Raw genomic sequence first — 21257 nt, 5'->3', positions numbered from 1 at the left:
ACCTGCCGCTCCGTACGCGCACCCGATTGAGCCGCCTTCCGATTTATGTAATGATATCCATTCTCATTTTCATGTTGCCCGGGCGGCGCGCATTCCCTGCGCGCCGCCCGTCGTTTTGAACGAATGGATACCTTCGCGTGAACGCGCCCGAAACGATCGACCCGCCCAAGACGGGCCTGCCGCGCGCCGGCGTCACCGTGCTGCACCCGGCGGGCCGCCCGCTGAACGACGACGAGCTGGCCGCGCGCCGCCGGCGCTCGCGCCGCGCGACCTTCATCAAGTGGCTGCGCAAGGTGCACGGCTGGGTCGGGCTGTGGGGCGCGGTGCTCGGGCTGCTGTTCGGCGTGACGGGCGTGGTGCTGAACCACCGCGCGCCGCCGCTGAAGATCTCGACCGGCGAGCCGCAGGTCGAGGAGATGCAGATCGCGCTGCCGGATCCCGTGCCGAAGACGCCCGCCGCGATGATGAAGTGGCTCCAGCAGGAGCTGCATTTCGACGGCAAGCCGGGCCGCATGCGCAAGGAGCCCGCGCAGGCCGTCGCGTGGGGCGACAAGCGCGTGATGCAGCCCGAGCACTGGCAATTCGGCGTGTTCGGGCCGCACCAGAACCTGCAGGGCGAATACTGGGTGGGCAACGGCTACGTGTCGGTGAAGCGCACGGGCAACACGTTCCTGACGACGCTGAACAACCTGCATCGCGGCGTCGGGATGAATCTCGGCTGGGTGCTGCTGATGGATACGATCGCGGGCTCGTTGATCCTGCTGTCGTTGACGGGCGTGCTGCTGTGGACCGAGCTGAACAAGCGCCGCACGGTCGGCGTCGTGCTGGTGGTCGGTTCGGTCGCCGCCGCGCTGGCCGCCGGCCTGACCTGATCTTGCCGACCGCCGCGCCGGCCGGGGCCAGCGCCCGGCACGCGCGGCCGCCCGCCGGCGCGGATCAGCGCCCGCAGGCCGCGCCGCTGTTCGCCGCGATTTCGCGCGCGGCCTTCGCGCCTTCGACCTGCAGGATCGTCGGCAGCGACACGTTGTTCTTCGCGGCGGTGATTTCCGCGAGGATCGAGATCGCGATTTCCGGCGGCGTCCGGCTGCCGATGTAGATGCCGGCCGGCCCGTGCAGCCGGGCCAGTTCCCCTTCGCTCAGGTCGAATTCGCGCAGCCGCTCCCGCCGCGCCGCGTTGTTGCGCCGCGAGCCGAGCGCGCCCACGTAGAACGCGGGCGTCTTCAGCGCCTCCATCAGCGCGAGATCGTCGAGCTTCGGGTCGTGCGTGAGCGCGATCACGGCCGAACGCGCATCGAGCTTCATGTCGAGCACCGTATCGTCGGGCATCGTGTGGACGACGCGCGTGCCCGGCACGTCCCACGCATCCGTGTATTCGTCGCGCGGATCGCAGACCGTCACCTGATAGTCGAGCCCGACCGCGATCTGACACAGATAGCGCGACAACTGGCCGGCGCCGATCACGAGCATCCGGTAGCGCGGCCCATGGATCGTCACGAGCCGTTCGCCGTCGAACGCGAGCCCGTCGGCCGCCTGCGCGGGCGACAGCGACGCGCGACCGGTCGCCAGCGTCATCGTGCGCGTGACAAGGCGGCCGGCCTCGACTTCCGCGCACAGCGCCGCGATCCCGCTGTCGCGCGTGAGCGGTTCGAGCACGAGCTGGATCGTGCCGCCGCACGGCAGCCCGAAGCGGTGCGCTTCCTCGGCCGTCACGCCGTACTTGAGCGCTTCCGGGCGCGCATCGGCCGCGATGCCGCTCGCATGCACGCGGGCGATCAGGTCGTCCTCGATGCATCCGCCGGACACGGAGCCGACCACCAGGCCGTCCTCGCGCACCGCGAGCATCGCGCCTTCGGGGCGCGGCGACGAGCCCCATGTCTTCACGACCGTCACGAGCAGCACGCGGCGCCCTTCTTCGAGCCAGCGCGCGCTGGATTTCAGTACATCGAGATCGACGCTTTCCATCGTGTTTTCCTGTTGCCGGACGGGCCGCCGCGCGGCGCCGTCGTTCGATGGCGCGATTATGAACCGCTCGGCGCGCGTGTGCAGGCGGCGCGCGAGCCGTGCCGGCAAATCCGGACGATCGGGCAAGAGATCGCGACGATCGGACAGTGATCGCGCGCTGGCGGAGGGTTCGGGGAAAGAAGGTGTGCGGGGCCGCGACGGGCCCCGCGTGGGTTCGTCATGGCGCGCCGCGGAGGCGCCGCCATGACGGCGCTCAGTGCGCGTCAGGGTGACCGTGCGCGAGCTTCGAATGGTGCCGCGAGTACAGGAAGTAGATCACGAGGCCGATCACGAGCCAGATGCCGAACGCGGCCCACGTGACCGGCTGCAGGTTCAGCATCAGGAACAGGCACGCCGCGACCGCGAGGATCGGCACCACCGGCACGCCCGGGCAGCGGAACGCGCGCGGCAGCTCCGGGTGCGTGCGGCGCAGCACGAGCACGGCGATCGACACCATCGAGAACGCCGCGAGCGTGCCGATGTTGATCAGCTCGGCGAGCACGTTGAGCGGCACGAGCGCGGCGATCAGCCCGAAGAACAGGCCGACGAGCCAGGTGGTCAGGAACGGCGTCGCGAAACGCGGATGCACGCGCGACAGCGCCGCCGGCAGCAGCCCGTCGCGCGACATCGCGAAGATCACGCGCGTCTGGCCGTAGCTCATCACGAGGATCACGGTCAGCATGCCGAGCACCGCGCCGAGATCGATGAAGCCCGCGACCCACTTCTCGCCGGCGACCTGCAGCGCATACGAGATCGGGTGCGAGATGTTCGCGTACTGGGCCGACGGCACGATGCCGGTCGCGACCGCGGCGACCGTCACGTACAGCACCGCGCACACCGCGAGCGACGCGATGATGCCGATCGGCAGATCGCGCTTCGGGTTCTTCACTTCCTCGGCCGCCGACGACACCGCGTCGAAGCCGATGAACGCGAAGAACATCACGGCGGCCGCGCCGAACACGCCGTTCCAGCCGTGCGGCATGAACGGCTTCCAGTTCGCGGGCGTCACGTGGAACAGGCCGACCGCGATCACGAGCAGCACGACCGACACCTTGATGAACACCATGATGTTGTTGATGCGGGTCGATTCGCGGATGCCGATCGACAGCAGCGTCGTGATCACGATCATCACGAGGAACGCGGGCAGGTTGAACCACGTGGTGACGCCGGGCACCGCGCCGGGCGCGGCCGTCAGCACGGTCGGCAGCGACAGCCCGAAGCCCTGCAGCAGCGATTGCAGATAGCCCGACCAGCCGACCGACACGGCCGACGACGCGAGGCCGTACTCGAGCATCAGGTCCCAGCCGATGATCCACGCGACGAGCTCGCCGAGCGTCGCGTACGAATACGTATAGATCGAGCCGGCGACGGGGATCGACGACGCGAACTCCGCGTACGACAACGCGGCCAGGCCGCACGCGATCGCGGCGATCACGAACGACAGCATCAGCGCGGGGCCGGCCTGAACGGCGCCGGTGCCGGTCAGCACGAAAATACCGGTGCCGATGATCGCGCCGATGCCGAGGAACGTGAGGTCGATCGCGCCGAGCGCTTTCTTGAGCCCGGCGGCTTGCGCGCCGGCGATCATGCGATCGACGTTTTTCTTGCGGAAGAGAGACATTGCGGATGAATCGCCAGCACGCGCAGGCACGGCGCGCCGACTGAGTGAAAACCGATAATTTTAGCCGATTTGGCGTACAAGCCCCGTTGCGGTGCAGCGGCGTGTCGCGGAATCGTCCGAAAAAACAAGCGTTTGCGCGCGACACGGGGTGAAACGGAGGCGAAGCGGGCGCGATCGAGCGCGGCGCGGCGTTCGCCGCGTCGCCGGATCGGACGAATGCGGGGCTGGCCGGGCGATCAGGCGCCGGCCGTGGGCGCCATGTCGACGAGCCGATTGCTCATCACGTAGAACGTGAGTTCCGCGTTGTTCGACAGCCGCATCTTCTCGAGCAGCCGCGACCGGTACACGCTGACCGTCTTCACCGACAGCGACAGCGTGTTCGCGATATCGGTGAGCCGCTTGCCGGACGCGAGCATGCAGAGCGTCTGGTATTCGCGATCGGACAGCTTCTCGTGCGGCAGCGGTTCGTTCTCGAACGACACGTATTCGGCGAGCGCCTCGGCCATCGCGGGGCTCACGTACTTGCGGCCGGCCGCGACCTGCTGGATCGCGCCGATCATCTGCGCGGCGTTGACCGTCTTCGACAGGTAGCCGGCCGCGCCGGCCTTCAGCGCGCGTACCGCGTACTGATCCTCGCGGTACATCGAGAACATCAGCACCGGCGCACGCGTGAGCTTGCGCTTGAGGCGCTTGAGCACCTCGATGCCGTTCGTGTCGGGCAGCGAGATGTCGAGCAGGATCACGTCGAATTCCTGCTTGTCGACGGCGGCCATCGCGTCGCCGCCGGTCTCGGCCTCGGTCACGTCGCGCGCGATGCCGCGGTCGATCAGCAACTGGCGGATCCCTTGCCGGACGATCGCGTGATCGTCCACGAGCAGGATGTTCAGGCTCATCGCGACCTCACGAAAGCGACGTGCGGCGTGCCGCGACCGGCACCGCGAGCAGCGAATCCCACGCGAAGCGTGCGGTGACGCGCGTGCCGCGGCCGGTGGCCGGCGTGGCCGCCTCGAAGCTGCCGCCGAACGCCTCGCACCGGGCGCGCATGCCGGCCAGGCCGTAGCCGCTGCGGCGGCGCTGGGCGAAACCGGTCCCATCGTCGGCGACACTGAGCGACAGGTGCGTGCCGTCGGTGGCGATCCGGACGTCGACCGACGTCGCGCGGGCATGTTTCGCGACGTTCGACAACGCTTCCTGCGCGACGCGGAACACCGCGAGCGCGCTTGCGCCGGCGAGCTGCGTCAGGCGGGCGTCGGCCGCGCACACGAAGCTCGTGCGCAGGCCCGTGCGGGCCGCATGGGTGTCGATCCACGACGCCAGCGCGCCGACCATGCCGGCGTCCAGCGCCGGCGTGTCGCGCTCGTCGATGAGCCGGCGATTCGCGTCGGTCGCGGCGTCGAGCGCCTGCTGCGCCAGCGCCAGCGCGCGCAAGCAGCCTTCCGGCGCATCGGCCGGCAGCCACGTTTGAACGTTTGCGAGCGCGAAGCGGGCGGCGGTCAATTCGGCGCCGAGCCCGTCGTGCAGCTCGCCGGCCAGATGGCGGCGGGCCGCTTCGTCGGCGGCGAGAAGCTGGGCGGAAAGTGCCGCGATCCGTGCGGCGGACGCGTCGCGTTTCGACGCGGCGTCGGCCGTCGACGGAGTAGCAGCGCGGCCAGGCATGCGCTGCCGCGACGGGAACGGGGCGTGGGCGCCCGAGGGCGCGTTAAGCGACGTATCCATGACTCTCCCTGCTGTCAGAAAGCGGTTCAGACACCGGCTGGCTGCGTGGGCTGGCTGCCGTTTCGATGACGGTCGCCGCCGGAGAATCGCCCCATGCCGAAGTAACAAAAGTTACGTCTTGTAACACTTGCATCCGACCCTTTCAAGCTCATCCAAACGGCAACCACGCGCGCCGAATAATATCTCAAAATTTCTGAAAAGGTCATGTCAGGCGGACATTTAAGGGTAAATGTGAATGATCGGAATGAAGGTGTTGTAGGAAAAACACTGACACCCGAGCACCCGGGGATGACGTATCCAAATGTAACTATTTGAGATGGAATGGTCCCAGTTTGTTACGAATTCGCCAAGTGCGGACGAAAAAAAACCGGCGCTTTCGCTCCGGTTCTTGATGATGCGCAATGAGGGCCTGTTCCCGTTATTGGCGGGAACAGGCCCGAAGGGGATCGATCAGTCCACGAACGCGCGCTCGATCACGTAATGACCCGGTGCGCTGTTCTTGCCTTCGACGAGGCCGGCCTGCTTCAGCAGCTCGGTCGTGTCCTTCAGCATCGCGGTGCTGCCGCACAGCATCACGCGGTCGTTTTCCGGCGAGAACGCCGGCACGCCGAGATCCGTGAACAGCTTGCCCGTCGCGATCAGGTCGGTGATCCGGCCCTCGTTGTCGAACGCTTCGCGCGTGACCGTCGGGTAGTAGACGAGCTTTTCCTTGATGATGTCGCCCAGGTACTCGTGGCCCGGCAGGTCGTGCTTGATGTAGTCCATGTACGCGAGCTCGCCCTTCAGGCGGCACGTGTGGGTCAGGATCACCTTGTCGAAGCGGTCGTAGATGTCCGGATCGCGGATGATCGACATGAACGGCGCGAGGCCCGTGCCCGTCGACAGCATCCACAGCGTCTTGCCCGGCAGCAGGTTGTCGGCGACCAGCGTGCCCGTGGGCTTCTTGCCGATCAGCACCGTGTCGCCCACCTTCAGGTGTTGCAGGCGCGACGTCAGCGGGCCGTCCTGCACCTTGATGCTGAAGAATTCGAGATGCTCTTCGTAGTTCGGGCTGACGATCGAGTAGGCGCGCGCGAGCGGCTTGCCGTCGACTTCGAGGCCGACCATCGTGAATTCGCCGTTGTTGAAGCGCAGGCTCGCCTCACGGGTGCAGGTGAAGCTGAAAAGCGTGTCGGTCCAGTGATGGACGGATTGGACGGTGGCGGTGTCGTATTTGCTCATGGCTTTGAAAACGGACGCGCGTGGCGAACGCGTGTAACGGGCCCAAAAAATGGGCAAAAACCGAGTGCGACGGCCCGATCGCGGATCGGCCGGCTGGCGCGTCGGACACGCGCCTTCTCGATGACAGACGTTTGAGGAACTGGTTATTTTACCCTGTCGACGCGGATCGCGGGCTTGACCCCCGCGGCTGCGCGGATTTGGCGCAACATATCCTTTCAACATGCTTTCGCTGGTCGGCCGCGTGATTCGCGGCGCATGCGGCGCGTGCCGGCGGCGCCGTGACCGGGGCGCCGCCGGCCGCGCGCGTTACTGCGGATCGAGGCGCAGGCGCGCAATGTACGGCAGGTGGTCCGACAGCCACGCGGCCTCGCCGGACGGCGCGCGCCATTCGAGCGGCGTCAGGCCGCGCACGAACATCTTGTCGAGCGCGAGCGCCGGCGAGAACGCGGGGAACGTGCGGCCCGATTCGCCGAGCAGCGTCGCGACCTCGGACAGCCCGATCTCGCCGAACAGCGCGACCGAATCGTTGCGCCAGTCGTTGAAGTCGCCGGCGAGCATCAACGGGCCGTCGCCCGCGTTGCGCTCGATCCAGTGCGCGATCCAGTGCATCTGGCGCAGCCGCGCGGCGCGCGTGAGCGCGAGGTGCGCGCACAGCAGCGTCACCGGCCGCGCGCCCGCGAGCGTCGCGCGCGCGACCAGCAGCCCGCGCCGCTCGAAGCGGTGCGCGGAGATGTCCCAGCGGCCGCCGAGGTCGAGCGGATGCGGCGACAGGATCGCGTTGCCGTGCCGCCACGACGGCTTGAACACGTTCGGCCCGAGCGCGATCTGCCAGTCGAGCGCCTGCGCGATCTCGGTGGCCTGGCAATGCCACACGTCGTCGACCGTGTCGTCCATCGGCGCGCCGAAGCCCGGTGCGAGCATCGGGCGCGGCATGCGGCGCGCCATCGCTTCCTGCAGGAAATACACGTCGGCGTGGGTCGACTGCATCCAGTCGCGCATCGCGTTCCACGCGGTGAAGCCGAGCGGCGAGCGCCCTTTGTGCAGGTTCCAGCTGACGGCGGTGATTTCGTCGGGCGCGGCGTGGGGCTCGGCGAACGGCAAGGAGAGGGCGTCGGCGGACATGACGTTCAGTCCTTCGCGACGTGCGCGCGCACGCGGTACACGAGATGCGGATGCTGCTCGACGAGCGTCCAGTCGGTCCAAGCGTCGCCGCCGACCGCCAGGCCGGGGTGGCTCGCGACGATTTGCCGCGGCGACGCCGGCACGCACGGATCGCTACGCGTCGCGTTTTCGTCGTCGAGCGTTTCCTGCACGTCGAGCCCGAGCGACACGGTGTTCGCGCTGACGTCGACGGCGAGCGGCGCGACCGTCACCGAGCGCGCGCGCTCGGTCGGCACGACGCGCGCGGCATTGCCGCAGCCGACCGGCACGGACGACGGATAGCGATGGGTATCGGTGCGGGACTGGCCCACGGTGGTGTTTTGCTGGAACGTGTCGATCGTCTGACCGTCGCGCACCACCTGGATTTCCCATGCGACGACGGCCGGCGCGGGGCTCTGCGCATGGGCGGCGAGCACGACGCTCGCAAGCAGGACGGCCAGGCCGTGTTTCAGCATGAAACGTCTCCGGAAACTCGGGAAAAGCGGGGAACGGACGCACATCTTACGCCCGATCGATTTCGGTCGCGATGTGGCGGGACGTGCCGCGCCAGGTTCGCAGCACGATGCGGTCCTGCTCGGCAGGTAGGGCCGCGTCATGCATTTTCAAGCGAAAAAGCGCGTGAACTCGGCGACGCTCGCGCGCTCGGTGACGAGCCGGTTCTCGATCGCGTCCGGGTCCGCATGGCCGAGCGACATCCCGCAGACGAACTGCTCGTTCGCAGGAATGTCGAGGTGTTCGGCGACGATCCGGTGAAACGGCACGAACGCCGCCTGCGGGCACGTATCGAGGCCGCGCGCACGCGCGGCCGTCATCACGCCTTGCAGGAACATCCCGCAGTCCAGCCATGCGCCGTGCGTCATGACCCGGTCCAGTGTGAAGAACAGCGCGACCGGCGCATCGAAGAAACGGAAATTGCGCGCGTGCTGCGCATGCATGCGCGCCTTCTCGTCGCGGCGGATGTCCAACAGGCCGTACAGGTCCCAGCCGACCTTGCGGCGCCGGTCGATATACGGCGACACCCATTCGCGCGGGTAGTAGTCGTATTCGGCGACGTATTTCTCGTCGCGCGCGGGGTCGTCGTAGGCGGCGGTGAGCGCGGCGGCGAGCGCGTCGCGCGTGGCGCCCGTCGCGACGTACACGCGCCACGGCTGGATGTTGGTGCCCGACGGCGCGCGGCTCGCGGCTTCGAGGATCGCCTCGATCGTGTCGCGCGGCACAGGCGTCGGCAGGAACGCGCGGACCGCGCGGCGCGACTTGAGCGCGGCGTCGACGGCATCGACGGAACGGATCGCGTCGGCATCGACGCGCGGGGAAGCAGCGGGGACGGGCATCGGCATACCTTCGGGCGGCGCGGCGTCAGGCGAAGTGCGGGGCAGTGTGCGAGCGGCGCGCCCGCCGCGAGGGTCGTGAACGTTCGATCATACGCCGCGGCGCGCGGCCGTGCAGCGGGCGCGCGCTGTTAGCAGCAGACGCCCCCGGCTGCTTGCTTGCACGGCGATGCGGGATCGTTACACTGAAAATCGTAAGGGTCTGATGAGTGTGTGACGGCAAGTGCAGCGAGGTGGGTATGACGACGGCGATGGTGAAACAGGAACTGGCGGTGGCGTCCTTCAGCACGGTGTACGACCTCGAGCAGGTCGAGACGGCGCTGAGCGACCTGAACGAGAGCGCGAGCGACGCACTGCGCTCGACCTACGAGCGGATGCTCAAGACGGGGAATCTGCGCTTCTGCGTGAAGCCGAACCGGATGCCGTCGTTCGACGCGCTCGGCGAAGCGCTGCCGAATTTCGGCGAGCCGCTCGACGACGTGCGCAAGCAGATCGCGCTGTGTCTCGAAACGGAGGATCGGCTCGAACTGATGCCGATCCTGCTGCTCGGGCCGCCCGGGATCGGCAAGACGCATTTCGCGAAGGCGCTCGCGCAGTTGCTCGGCACCGCGTACCACTACGTGCCGATGAGTTCGCTGACGGCCGGCTGGATCCTGTCGGGCGCGTCGTCGCAATGGAAGAACGCGAAGCCGGGCAAGGTGTTCGACGCGCTCGTGAACGGCAGCTACGCGAACCCGGTGATCGCGGTCGACGAGATCGACAAGGCCGGCAGCGATGCGCAATACGATCCGCTCGGCGCGCTGTATGCGTTGCTCGAGCACGACACCGCGCGCGCGTTCGTCGACGAATTCGCGGAAGTGCCGATCAACGCGGGCAACGTGATCTGGATCGCGACCGCGAACGACGCGCAGGCGATTCCGGAGCCGTTGCTCAACCGGATGAACGTGTACGAGATCGCGGCGCCCGATGCGGCCGGCGCGCGCCGGATCGCGCAGACGATCTACGACGAGATCCGCACGTCGCATGCGTGGGGGCGGCGCTTCCCGGAGACGCTCGGCGACGATGCGCTCGACGTGCTGGCCGCGACGCCGCCGCGCACGATGCGCCGCGCGCTGCTGCACGCGTTCGGCGCCGCGCGGCTCGCCGGCCGCGACGCGATCGGGCCGACCGACATCCGCGCGGACGAAGGCGCGGCGAAGCGCCGGCCGATCGGCTTCTGACGCCGTCCCGCGCGCCCGGCTGCGGTGTGCGCGGGGCGTGCGTTGTGCGCCCGGCCACATCGTTGTCCACACCACCATCCGTATCGTCGCGACGCGATGCGCACGTGTTCGGCAAGCGGGCGAACCGGGACGTACAATTCTCTTCTCTCCCTTCGACGCGCGAGCAGCGCGAAAAGCCATGGAGCAGACGGATTGTGTCGTGATCGGCGCGGGTGTCGTCGGTCTGGCGATTGCGCGCGAGCTGGCCGCGCGCGGGCGTGAAACGATCGTGCTCGAGGCGGCCGACGCGATCGGCACGGGCACGAGTTCGCGCAACAGCGAGGTGATTCACGCGGGGCTCTACTATCCGCGCGGGTCGCTGAAGGCGACGTCGTGCGTGCACGGGCGCGACCTGCTGTACGAATTCTGCGACACGCATCACGTGCCGCACCGGCGCACGGGCAAGCTGATCGTCGCGACGAGCGCCGCGCAGGTGAAGCAGTTGAAGGCGATCGGCGCGCGCGCGGCCGAAAACGGCGTGCTCGACCTGCTGCCGCTCACGCGCGCCGAGGCGCAGACGCTCGAGCCCGCGCTCGAATGCGTGGAGGCGCTGTTCTCGCCGTCGACCGGCATCGTCGACAGCCACCAGCTGATGCTCGCGCTGCTCGGCGATGCGGAGCGCGACGGCGCCGTGTGCGCGCTGCAATCTCCGGTCGAGTCGATCGACGTGCTGCGCGGCGGGCGCTTCAGCGTGCGTACCGGCGGCGCCGCGCCGACCGAGATCGACGCGTCGTGCGTGATCAACAGCGCGGGGCTCGGCGCGCAGGCGCTCGCGCACCGCACGCGCGGCCTCGATCCGCGCTGGGTGCCGCCGCTCTATCTCGCGCGCGGCAATTATTTCAGCCTGTCGGGCCGTGCGCCGTTCTCGCACCTGATCTACCCGATGCCCGATCGTGCGGGGCTCGGCGTGCACCTGACGTTCGATCTCGGCGGGCAGGCGCGCTTCGGCCCGGACGTCGAGTGGTGCGATGCGCTGCGCTACGAAGTCGATCCGGCGCGCGCGGGTGCGTTCTACGCGTCGATCCGCGCATTCTGGCCGGGCCTGCCCGACGACGCGCTGCAGCCGGCGTACGCGGGCATCCGGCCGAAGGTCGCCGGGCCCGGCGAGCCGCCGGCCGACTTCATCGTGCAGGGCGCCGCTCAACACGGCGTGCGCGGGCTCGTGAACCTGTTCGGCATCGAGTCGCCGGGGCTCACCGCGTCGCTCGCGCTCGCGCAGCGCGTCGGCGACATGGTGTCGCGCGCGTGACGCACGGCCCGCCTCCGCGCGGGAAGCCCGTGTGAAGCCCGTGTGAAATCCCTTATCTCCGGCATTTCGGCGCGCACATTTATTCGCTTGGCGGTTATTCTGTTGGACGCCGTCGCCAGAACGGCTTTCAAACCGATAACGTTGGAGCGAGTCCCCCATGAAAACATCCCGTCGGAGTTTCCTGATTACGAGCATCGGCGCCGTGTCCGCACTGGCGCTGTCGCGCGAAGCGCTGGCCGATGCGCCGATGCTGTCGGAAACCGATCCGACCGCGGTGGCGCTCGGCTACAAGGCCGATGCCACGAAGGTCGACAAGACGAAGTACCCGAAATACGCGGCGGGCCAGGATTGCGCGGCCTGCATGCTGTATCAAGGCAAGAAGGGCTCGGCGTCGGGTCCGTGCGGCGCGTTCCCCGGCAAGCAGGTGTCGGCGAAGGGCTGGTGCAGCGCGTTCTCGAAGATGGGTTGAGGCCCGTGCGGCATCGTGCGATGCCGCAATGCGGCGAAAACCGCAAAACGCTCGCCTTCCAACGATGGCGGGCGTTTTTTATTGCTTGAAAACGGTTCCGTCGCTTTCTACACTCGCTGCACACCAGCGCGCCGCGGCATCCCGCGCGCCGAACCGCCCGACACGGCGAATTCATGAGGACGAGGCACGCATGGCGACGATTGCGAATTCAACGAAATTGACCCGGCCCGAGCGTGCGCTGAACCGGCGAGCCGTCGTGGCCGCCGTGATCGGCAATGCGCTCGAGTGGTACGACTTCACGGTGTTCGGCTTCATGACGGTCGTGATCGCCGAGCTGTTCTTCCCCACCTCGAGCGAATACTCGTCGCTGCTGCTCACCACCGCGACGTTCGGCGTCGCGTTCTTCATGCGCCCGATCGGCGGCATCGTGTTCGGGCTGTACGCGGACCGTGCGGGCCGCAAGGCCGCGCTGTCGCTGGTGATCCTGCTGATGACGGCCGGCATTTTCCTGCTCGCGATCGCGCCGCCCTATGCGGCGATCGGCATCGGCGGCCCGCTGCTGATCGTGCTCGGCCGCCTGCTGCAGGGCTTTTCCGCGGGCGGCGAATTCGGCAGCGCGACGGCCCTGCTGATCGAAGCGGCGCCGTTCTCGAAACGCGGTTTCTACGGCAGCTGGCAGATGGCGAGCCAGGCGGGCGCGCTGCTGATCGGCGCGCTCGTCGGCGCGGCCGTCACGCGCGGGCTGTCGCACGACGCGCTGCGCAGTTGGGGCTGGCGCGTGCCGTTCGTCCTCGGGCTCGTGATCGGCCCGATCGGTTTCTACATCCGCCGTCATCTCGCGGATTCCGAAGCATTCCTGCATGCGCAGCAGAGCGCGCGCCGCGCGACGCTCGGCGAAGTGTTCACGCGCCACCCGCGCGAGGTGCTGTGCGGGCTCGGCTCGGTGATCGCGCTCACCGTGACGATCTACGTGCTGATCAGCTATCTGCCGACCTTCGCGGTGAAGCAGCTGAAGTTGCCCTATGCGGAATCGTTCTACGCGGTGATCGTCGGCAACCTGCTGCTGATGGTGCTGTCGCCGATCGCCGGCGCGTGGTCGGACCGCATCGGCCGCAAGGGGCTGTCGCTGTGGTCGCTGGCGCTGACGCTCGCGCTGATGTATCCGCTGTTCGCGTGGCTCGACGCGGCGCCGAGCATCGGGCGGCTGATCGCGGTGCAGGCCGTGCTGTCGGTGACGCTCGCGGGCTACTACGGGCCGTTCGGCGCGATGATCGCCGAGCTGTTCCCGGCCAACGTGCGCTCGACCGGGCTGTCGATCGCGTACAACGTCGCGGTGATGCTGTTCGGCGGCTTCGGCCAGTTCATCGTCACGTGGCTGATCAAGGTGACCGGCACGCCGCTCGCGCCGACCTATTACGTGATGGCGGGCATCGCGCTGTCGATCGTCGCGGTCGCGTTCGTGCCCGCGCGCAACGCCGACCTCGACGCGCCGGCGTGACGACATGACGATTTGACGACGGTCATCGCATCGTTTCGTAAAACGCAATGATGTGCTGCAGAACGCGGGGAAACGGTGCGTCGCCCCTTCGTGTTCGCACCCGAATTGTTTAGTCGTCGAACGAAACAAGCCGCGAAATGAACGAAATTGTCGCTCGCGCGCGTTGTCGCATTTTTTACCCCCACTAAAAATCGGCAAAAACCCGCCGGACATCTAGAAGAGTTTTTTCTCCAGCTTGTTGCCGCATCGTTAGCTCAAGTAATATCCGCGTACGCCGGACCCTGGCGGGACCGGTTCCGATCTGGAGACCTGGAGGAAACATGGAATACAACCGTCTGTTGCACACCCTGCGTGTTACCGCCATGGCAGGCGTGGCAGCGGCATCGCTCGGCGTCGCGGGCTCTGCATTCGCACAGATCCCGAACAAAACGCTCGTCTACTGCTCAGAAGGCAGCCCGGCGGGTTTCGATTCCGCGCAATTTACGACCGGCGTCGATTTCACCGCCGCCACGTTCACCGTCTACAACCGCCTCGTCGAATTCGAGCGCGGCGGCACGAAGGTCGAGCCCGGCCTCGCCGAGAAGTGGGACGTGTCGTCCGACGGCAAGGTGTACACGTTCCACCTGCGCCACGGCGTGAAGTTCCACACGACCGACTTCTTCAAGCCGACGCGTGAATTCAACGCGGACGACGTGCTGTTCTCGTTCCAGCGCATGCTCGACCCGAACAATGCGTTCCGCAAGGCGTACCCGGTGTCGTTCCCGTACTTCACCGACATGGGCCTCGACAAGCTGATCACGAAGATCGAGAAGGTCGATCCGTACACCGTGAAGTTCACGCTGGCCGAGCCGAACGCGCCGTTCATCCAGAACATGGCGATGGAATTCGCGTCGATCCTGTCGGCCGAATACGGCGATCAGCTGATGAAGGCCGGCAAGGCCGCCGACATCAACCAGAAGCCGGTCGGCACGGGCCCGTTCATCTTCCGCAGCTATACGAAGGATGCGACGATCCGCTTCGACGGCAATCCCGATTACTGGAAGAAGGGCGAAGTGAAGCTGTCGAAGCTGATCTTCTCGATCACGCCGGATCCGGGCGTGCGCGTGCAGAAGCTCAAGCGCAACGAATGCCAGGTGATGAGCTATCCGCGCCCGGCCGACATCGCGACGCTGAAGGCCGATTCGAACGTCGACATGCCGTCGCAGGCCGGCTTCAACCTCGGCTACCTCGCGTACAACGTCGAGCACAAGCCGGTCGACAAGCTCGAGGTGCGTCAGGCGCTCGACATGGCGATCAACAAGAAGGCGATCCTCGAGTCCGTGTACCAGGGCGCCGGCCAGGCCGCGACCGCGCCGATGCCGCCGACCCAATGGTCGTACGACAAGAACCTGAAGATGGCCGCCTATGACACCGCGAAGGCGAAGGCGCTGCTCGCGAAGGCAGGCTTCCCGAACGGTTTCGAGATCACGCTGTGGGCGATGCCGGTGCAGCGCGCGTACAACCCGAACGCCCGCCTGATGGCCGAGATGATCCAGGCCGACTGGGCGAAGATCGGCGTGAAGGCGAAGATCGTCACGTATGAATGGGGCGAGTACATCAAGCGCGCGCACTCGGGCGAGCAGGACACGATGCTGATCGGCTGGACGGGCGACAACGGCGACCCCGACAACTGGCTCGGCACGCTGCTCGGCTGCGAGGCGATCAAGGGCAACAACTTCTCGCACTGGTGCTACAAGCCGTTCGACGAACTGGTGCAGAAGGGCCGCACGACGACGGGGCAGGACGCGCGCACGAAGCTCTACACGCAGGCGCAGCAGATCTTCGCGCAACAGCTGCCGTTCTCGCCGATCGCGAACTCGACCGTTTACCAGCCGGTGCGCAAGAACGTGGTCGACATGCGTATCGAACCGCTCGGCTATGCGCGTTTCGACGGTGTCAGCGTGAAGTAACCGGGCTGGCGTAAGCTGTCGTCATTGAGAAAACCGGCTTGAAATCATCCGGCGGCGAGGGGCCAAAAGCCCTTCGTCGCCGGTCGCACATTTCCCACAAGAAAATACGAGACGCATCATGTTCAGATTCGTGTTGCGCCGCGTGGGGATGGTGATCCCGACTTTCATCGGCATCACCATCCTGGCGTTTGCGCTGATTCACCTGATACCGGGCGACCCCATCGAAGTGATGATGGGCGAGCGCGGCGTCGATCCCGCGATGCACGCAGAGGCGATGAAACGCCTCGGGCTCGACCAGCCGCTGCCCCTGCAGTACATCCACTACATCGGCCGGGCGCTGCATGGCGACCTCGGCATGTCGATCATCACCAACACGAGCGTCGCGGGCGAGTTCTTCGCGCGCTTCCCGGCGACCGTCGAACTGTCGCTGTGCGCGCTCGTGTTCGCGCTCGCGGTCGGTCTGCCGGCCGGCGTGATCGCCGCGCTGCGGCGCGGCTCGGTCGTCGACCACGGCGTGATGGGCACCGCGCTCACCGGCTATTCGATGCCGATCTTCTGGTGGGGGCTGATCCTCATCATGGTGTTCTCGTCGTATCTCGGCTGGACGCCCGTGTCGGGGCGCATCGCGGTCGAATACGATTTCCCGCACCCGACCGGCTTCATGCTGATCGACGCGCTGCTCGCGCCGGACGAAGGTTCGTTCAAGTCGGCGGTCAGCCACCTGATCCTGCCCGCGATCGTGCTCGGCACGATCCCGCTTGCGGTGATCGCGCGGATGACGCGCTCGTCGATGCTCGAAGTGTTGCGCGAGGACTACATCCGCACCGCCCGCGCGAAAGGGCTGTCGCCCGTGCGCGTGGTCGTCGTGCATGCGCTGCGCAATGCGCTGATCCCGGTCGTCACCGTGATCGGCCTGCAGATCGGCACGCTGCTTGCCGGCGCCGTGCTGACCGAGACGCTCTTTTCGTGGCCCGGCGTCGGCAAGTGGCTGATCGATGCGATCGGCCGCCGCGACTATCCGGTCGTCCAGGGCGGCATCCTGTTGATCGCGACGCTCGTGATCGTCGTGAACCTGGTCGTCGACCTGCTGTACGGCGTGCTGAATCCGCGCATCCGCCACACGAGGTAATTCCATGAGCAATCTGCAAAATACCCTGCCGACCGAATCCGCGCCGGCCGGCGGCCGTGCGCTCGCGCTGCGCGAGTTCTGGGCCAACTTCTCGCGCAACCGCGGCGCCGTCGGCGCGGGCATCGTCGTGATCGTGCTGATCGCAGTCGCCCTGCTCGCGCCGCTGATCGCGCCGCACAGCCCGGTCGAGCAATACCGCGACTACGTGAAGATTCCGCCCGCGTGGCTCGCCGGCGGCAACTGGCAATTCATCCTCGGCACCGACGAAGCGGGCCGCGACATCCTTTCGCGGCTGATGTTCGGCGCGCGGATGTCGTTCTGGATCGGCTTCGTATCGGTCGTGCTCGCGCTGATCCCCGGCATCGTGCTCGGGCTCGTCGCCGCGTTCTTCCAGAAGTGGGCCGACACGCCGGTGATGCGCATCATGGACGTGCTGCTCGCGCTGCCGTCGCTGCTGCTCGCGGTCGCGGTCGTCGCGATCATCGGCCCGGGCCTCACCAACACGATGTTCGCGATCGCGATCGTCGCGCTGCCGGCCTACGTCCGCCTCACGCGCGCGTCGGCGCTCGGCGAGCTGCAGAAAGAGTACGTGACCGCGTCGCGCGTGGCCGGCGCCGGCACGCTGCGGCTGATGTTCTCGCAGGTGCTGCCGAACTGCACGGCGCCGCTGATCGTGCAGGCGACGCTCGGCTTCTCGTCGGCGATTCTCGACGCGGCCGCGCTCGGCTTCCTCGGCCTCGGCGTGCAACCGCCGACCGCCGAGTGGGGCGCGATGCTCGCGTCCGCGCGCGACTACATCGACAACGCATGGTGGATCGTGACGATGCCCGGCCTGTCGATCCTGATTTCGGTGCTCGCGATCAACCTGCTCGGCGACGGGCTGCGCGACGCACTCGATCCCAAACTGAAGCGGATGGCGTGAGATGAAACAACCCCCACACTCACTATGTTCGCTGCCCCCCAAGGGGGCGGTCGCCCTCCTTGGGGCGGCCCGGCGGAGGACGACATGAGCCAAAATCTACTGACCATCCGCAATCTCGCGGTGAACTTCAACGGCCTGCCCGCGGTCGACCGGATCAACCTGTCGGTCGCGCCGGGCGAGGTGGTGGGCGTCGTCGGCGAATCGGGCTCGGGCAAGAGCGTGACGATGATGGCGCTGATGGGCCTGATCGACGCGCCCGGCAAGGTGACGGCCGACGAGGTCACGTTCAACGGCGTCGATCTCTTGAAGGCATCGCCGAAGGCGCGCCGCAAGATCGTCGGCAAGGACATCGCGATGGTGTTCCAGGACGCGCTGACGAGCCTGAACCCGAGCTACACGGTCGGCTACCAGATCAAGGAAGTGCTGAAGCTGCACGAAGGGCTGCGCGGCGACGCGCTGCACCGGCGCGCGCTGGAGCTGCTCGACCAGGTCGGCATTCCCGATGCGAAGAATCGCATCGCATCGTTTCCGCACCAGATGTCGGGCGGGATGAACCAGCGCGTGATGATCGCGATGGCCGTCGCGTGCAACCCGAAGCTGCTGATCGCCGACGAGCCGACCACCGCGCTCGACGTGACGATCCAGGCGCAGATCATGGATCTGCTCGTGAAGCTGCAGAAGGAGCGCGGGATGGCGCTCGTGCTGATCTCGCACGATCTGGCCGTGGTGTCGGAGGTCGCGCATCGCGTCGCGGTGATGTACGCGGGCGAGATCATCGAGACCAACCGCGTGCCCGACATCTTCCGCGCGCCGCATCATCCGTACACCGAAGCGCTGCTCGCGGCGATTCCCGAGCACAATCAGGGGGCGCGTCGCCTTGCCGCATTGCCGGGCATGGTGCCGGGCCGCGATGATCGCCCGTCCGGGTGCCTGTTCGCGCCGCGCTGCAAGTACGTCGTCGACGATTGCCGCAAGGCGCGGCCGGCGCTCGACGCGCTGGTGTCGGGCAACGATGCGATGCGCGCGCGCTGCATCAAGCCGCTCAATCTTTCCAACCTCGACGTGACGGGAGGCGCACGATGAACGCAGTCCAAGATACGCGCCACGCGTCGCACGACGAGGACGTCCTGGTGGCCGATGGCCTCGCGAAACACTACACGGTGAAGCGCGGGATGTTCGGGCAGGGCACGGTGAAGGCGCTGAACGGCGTGTCGTTCTCGCTGAAGCGCGGCAAGACGCTCGCCGTCGTCGGCGAGTCGGGCTGCGGGAAGTCGACGCTCGCGCGCCAACTGACGATGATCGAGACGCCCACCGCCGGCAGCCTCGTGATCGACGGCAAGAACGTCGCCGGCGCGAACCGCGAGACGGTCGCCGACCTGCGCCGCCGCGTGCAGATGGTGTTCCAGAACCCGTTCGCGTCGCTGAATCCGCGCAAGACCGTCGAGCAGACGCTCGCGGAGCCGCTCGAGATCAATGCGAACCTGACGGCCGCCGAGCGCGCCGCGCGCATCGCGCAGATCATGCGCACGGTCGGCCTGCGGCCCGAGCACGCGAAACGCTATCCGCACATGTTCTCGGGCGGCCAGCGCCAGCGGGTCGCGATCGCGCGCGCGATGATCCTCGATCCGCGCATCGTCGTCGCCGACGAGCCGGTGTCCGCGCTCGACGTGTCGATCCAGGCGCAGATCCTGAACCTGTTCATGGATCTGCAAGAGCAGTTCAAGACGAGCTACGTGTTCATCTCGCACAACCTGTCGGTGGTCGAGCATGTCGCGGACGACGTGATGGTGATGTACTTCGGCAGCGTCGCCGAGCTCGGCGACAAGGCGACGATCTACGCACGGCCGCGTCATCCGTACACGCGGGCGCTGATGTCGGCGACGCCGGCGATCTTCGAGGAAGATCGCCGCGTGCAGATCAAGCTGCAGGGCGAGTTGCCGTCGCCGCTCAATCCGCCGTCGGGCTGCTCGTTTCACCAGCGCTGCCCGTACGCGATCGAGCGGTGCCGCGTCGAGGAGCCGCCATTGCGCGAAGTCGACGGCCGGCGCGTGGCCTGCCATCGCGCCGAGGAGGTCGGGGAGGAGAATGCCTGAAGCGTTGGCGGCGCGCGTGTCCGGCGTGCGCCGTGCGGGAGCAGGCGGCGCGCGCGCGATGCGTGCGTACCGCGATGCGCGGCGCTGGAGCGTGCGTACCGTCACGGGCGCGGCGCTGGCCGGCGCGTGCGTGGCGGCCAGCGTCATGGTCCCCGTCGAACCGGCGCGCGCCGAAGGGCGTGCGCCGGCGACCTCGCCGATTCATCCGTCGCAGGTGCCGCGGCCCGGCATGAGCCTGCCGGGCTTCCATGCGCCGGCCGTGTCCGATGGCACGGTGTCGCGCGGCACCGTGCGCGTGCAGCCGGCGCGCATGCCGTTCTACGTCGCGACCCGCGGCAAGGTCACGCTCTACGTGCTCGGCACGCTGCACACGGGCGACCCGTCCGATTACCCGAGCGCGCAGCCGTTCCGGCCGCAGATCCTCGCGGCGCTCGCCGCGTCGCCGACGCTCGCGCTCGAGCTGTCGCCCGACGATCTGCTCGAATCGCAGGACGACGTGTCGAAGTACGGCGTGTGCCGCTACCCGTGCCTGCAGCGCCTGCTGCCCGAGCCGCTGTGGCAGCGGCTCGCGGCGCGCCTGCGCGGCAACCCGGCCGCGCTCGCCGAGATCCGCAAGATGCGGCCGTGGCTCGCGGCGCTCGTCGTCGAGACCTACGATTCGCTGTCGGCCGGCCTGCAGACCGAATACGGCACCGAGGCGCAACTGCAGAACGTGTTCCTGAAGCGCAAGGGCGGCCGCGTGATCGGGCTCGAGACTCTCGCCGAACAGATGCGCGCATTCACCGGGCTGACGCTCGCCGAGCAGCGCGAGATGCTCGCGCAGGACATGGTGCAGACGCCCGCGCAGAACGCCGACGACATCAAGGCGCTGCATCGACTGTGGCGAATTGGCGACGCCGATGCGATCGCCGCGTGGGCCGTCGCGAAGAGCGAGCGGCTCGCGCGTTCGAAGGCGTTGTCGGCGTCGCTCGACAACAAGATCGTGTACGAGCGCAACCGGCGCTTCGTTGCACGGATGACGGCAATCGCCGCGCCGAACCGGCCGTTGTTCGTCGCGATCGGCGCGCTGCATCTGGGCGGCTCGCGCGGCGTGCTCGAATTGTTGCGCCAGCAAGGATACCGGGTCGACGCGAACTGATCGCGCCCGGCTGTCCGCACCGATCTTCCCCTGTTTGATCGACGTCGCGCGCCCCGCGCGAGGCGCTTGCGCGCGGGGCGTCGGTCGATAAGGAAAACCCTCGAATCATCGGAAAATAGCGTTTAAAACGATTGACATCCCGATCGGCCGATATCTATTCTTCATCCCACAAGTTGAAAAAATGAAAAGAATAGATAAGTTCTACGGGGTAGCAGAAATAAAGCGCGGGGTGAGCGTCGCCGGCACGTGAAGCACGTGCCGGCCGCGGAGAGTCTGCATGCACGGCGGGGCCAATCGTCGTCGAACAACATAGGCATGCAGGTCGACTTGCACATAAGCGACGTTCCGTCGTCTGACCGGGGAAGGCAGTGATCGGGCGGCGGCGGACGTTTTTTAATCCGGAATATTTTTCCGGTCACCGTCGAAAGACGGTTTCGGGGGATGAATCGACAGACGGCGAAGCCGCAGCGATTGCATCAACGTAAAAGCGCCACGAGGGCGCT

At 67.3% G+C, this 21257-nt stretch carries 19 protein-coding genes; 11 read left to right on the top strand and 8 right to left on the bottom strand.

Features of this window, described 5'->3' with window-relative positions; translation table 11 throughout:
* The first annotated feature begins 137 nt into the window (after window positions 1–137).
* Window positions 138–872: a PepSY-associated TM helix domain-containing protein gene (locus J8I35_RS28490; protein ID WP_050014231.1), complete on the top strand. Its 735-nt coding sequence runs from the start codon at window positions 138–140 to the stop codon at window positions 870–872.
* Between the two features lie 64 nt (window positions 873–936).
* Here J8I35_RS28490 and J8I35_RS28485 read toward each other — a convergent pair whose 3' ends face one another.
* From J8I35_RS28485 to J8I35_RS28450, 8 genes are all read right to left on the bottom strand, one after another.
* Window positions 937–1962 (bottom strand): XdhC family protein, encoded by a 1026-nt coding sequence (locus J8I35_RS28485; protein ID WP_124556265.1) that lies wholly within the window; start codon window positions 1960–1962, stop codon window positions 937–939.
* 253 nt (window positions 1963–2215) lie between these two features.
* Window positions 2216–3622 carry an amino acid permease gene (locus J8I35_RS28480; protein WP_050014233.1) on the bottom strand — a complete coding sequence of 469 codons (1407 nt, stop codon included), beginning with the start codon at window positions 3620–3622 and terminating at the stop codon, window positions 2216–2218.
* Between the two features lie 236 nt (window positions 3623–3858).
* The gene (rqpR, locus tag J8I35_RS28475) at window positions 3859–4515 is read right to left on the bottom strand and encodes a response regulator transcription factor RqpR (RefSeq protein WP_124556266.1); all 657 of its coding nucleotides are present in this window, start codon (window positions 4513–4515) and stop codon (window positions 3859–3861) included.
* Between the two features lie 7 nt (window positions 4516–4522).
* Window positions 4523–5338: a quorum system sensor histidine kinase RqpS gene (gene rqpS / locus J8I35_RS28470; RefSeq protein WP_050014235.1), complete on the bottom strand. Its 816-nt coding sequence runs from the start codon at window positions 5336–5338 to the stop codon at window positions 4523–4525.
* A 450-nt stretch (window positions 5339–5788) separates the two neighbouring features.
* Window positions 5789–6559, bottom strand: a complete 771-nt coding sequence (locus tag J8I35_RS28465; RefSeq protein WP_050014236.1) for a ferredoxin--NADP reductase — start codon at window positions 6557–6559, stop codon at window positions 5789–5791.
* A gap of 306 nt (window positions 6560–6865) precedes the next feature.
* Complete coding sequence (locus J8I35_RS28460; protein WP_089488901.1) at window positions 6866–7681, bottom strand: endonuclease/exonuclease/phosphatase family protein; 816 nt, start codon at window positions 7679–7681, stop codon at window positions 6866–6868.
* Between the two features lie 5 nt (window positions 7682–7686).
* Complete coding sequence (locus tag J8I35_RS28455; RefSeq protein WP_050014237.1) at window positions 7687–8175, bottom strand: hypothetical protein; 489 nt, start codon at window positions 8173–8175, stop codon at window positions 7687–7689.
* 147 nt (window positions 8176–8322) lie between these two features.
* A complete protein-coding gene (locus tag J8I35_RS28450) occupies window positions 8323–9051 on the bottom strand; it encodes a nitroreductase (protein ID WP_209928145.1) in 729 nt (242 codons plus the stop codon).
* A gap of 236 nt (window positions 9052–9287) precedes the next feature.
* Here J8I35_RS28450 and J8I35_RS28445 point away from each other — a divergent pair, with 236 nt between their 5' ends.
* The 10 genes from J8I35_RS28445 to J8I35_RS28400 all read left to right on the top strand — a co-directional run bounded on the left by J8I35_RS28445 (window position 9288) and on the right by J8I35_RS28400 (window position 20754).
* Window positions 9288–10268, top strand: coding sequence for an AAA family ATPase (locus tag J8I35_RS28445; RefSeq protein WP_050014238.1), 981 nt, complete (start codon window positions 9288–9290; stop codon window positions 10266–10268).
* Window positions 10269–10446: 178 nt separating this feature from the next.
* The gene (locus tag J8I35_RS28440) at window positions 10447–11556 is read left to right on the top strand and encodes an NAD(P)/FAD-dependent oxidoreductase (protein WP_050014239.1); all 1110 of its coding nucleotides are present in this window, start codon (window positions 10447–10449) and stop codon (window positions 11554–11556) included.
* Between the two features lie 157 nt (window positions 11557–11713).
* On the top strand, window positions 11714–12025 hold the full coding sequence (locus tag J8I35_RS28435) for a high-potential iron-sulfur protein (RefSeq protein ID WP_021163765.1): 312 nt from the start codon (window positions 11714–11716) through the stop codon (window positions 12023–12025).
* A gap of 190 nt (window positions 12026–12215) precedes the next feature.
* Window positions 12216–13523: an MFS transporter gene (locus tag J8I35_RS28430; RefSeq protein ID WP_050014243.1), complete on the top strand. Its 1308-nt coding sequence runs from the start codon at window positions 12216–12218 to the stop codon at window positions 13521–13523.
* 320 nt (window positions 13524–13843) lie between these two features.
* Window positions 13844–15472 (top strand): ABC transporter substrate-binding protein, encoded by a 1629-nt coding sequence (locus tag J8I35_RS28425; RefSeq protein ID WP_050014244.1) that lies wholly within the window; start codon window positions 13844–13846, stop codon window positions 15470–15472.
* Window positions 15473–15590: 118 nt separating this feature from the next.
* On the top strand, window positions 15591–16601 hold the full coding sequence (locus tag J8I35_RS28420) for an ABC transporter permease subunit (RefSeq protein WP_050014245.1): 1011 nt from the start codon (window positions 15591–15593) through the stop codon (window positions 16599–16601).
* 4 nt (window positions 16602–16605) lie between these two features.
* A complete protein-coding gene (locus J8I35_RS28415; protein ID WP_006489141.1) occupies window positions 16606–17523 on the top strand; it encodes an ABC transporter permease subunit in 918 nt (305 codons plus the stop codon).
* Window positions 17524–17607: 84 nt separating this feature from the next.
* Complete coding sequence (locus J8I35_RS28410; protein WP_209928143.1) at window positions 17608–18606, top strand: ABC transporter ATP-binding protein; 999 nt, start codon at window positions 17608–17610, stop codon at window positions 18604–18606.
* On the top strand, window positions 18603–19616 hold the full coding sequence (locus J8I35_RS28405; RefSeq protein WP_050014247.1) for a peptide ABC transporter ATP-binding protein: 1014 nt from the start codon (window positions 18603–18605) through the stop codon (window positions 19614–19616). Before J8I35_RS28410 ends, J8I35_RS28405 begins: the two co-directional genes overlap by 4 nt.
* A complete protein-coding gene (locus tag J8I35_RS28400) occupies window positions 19609–20754 on the top strand; it encodes a TraB/GumN family protein (protein WP_050014248.1) in 1146 nt (381 codons plus the stop codon). The genes J8I35_RS28405 and J8I35_RS28400 overlap by 8 nt, the downstream gene beginning before the upstream one ends.
* Window positions 20755–21257 lie beyond the last annotated feature (503 nt).

The organism is Burkholderia sp. CpTa8-5, assembly GCF_017815045.1.
GTDB lineage: Bacteria > Pseudomonadota > Gammaproteobacteria > Burkholderiales > Burkholderiaceae > Burkholderia > Burkholderia sola.
This window is presented reverse-complemented; position numbering and strand designations above follow the sequence as displayed.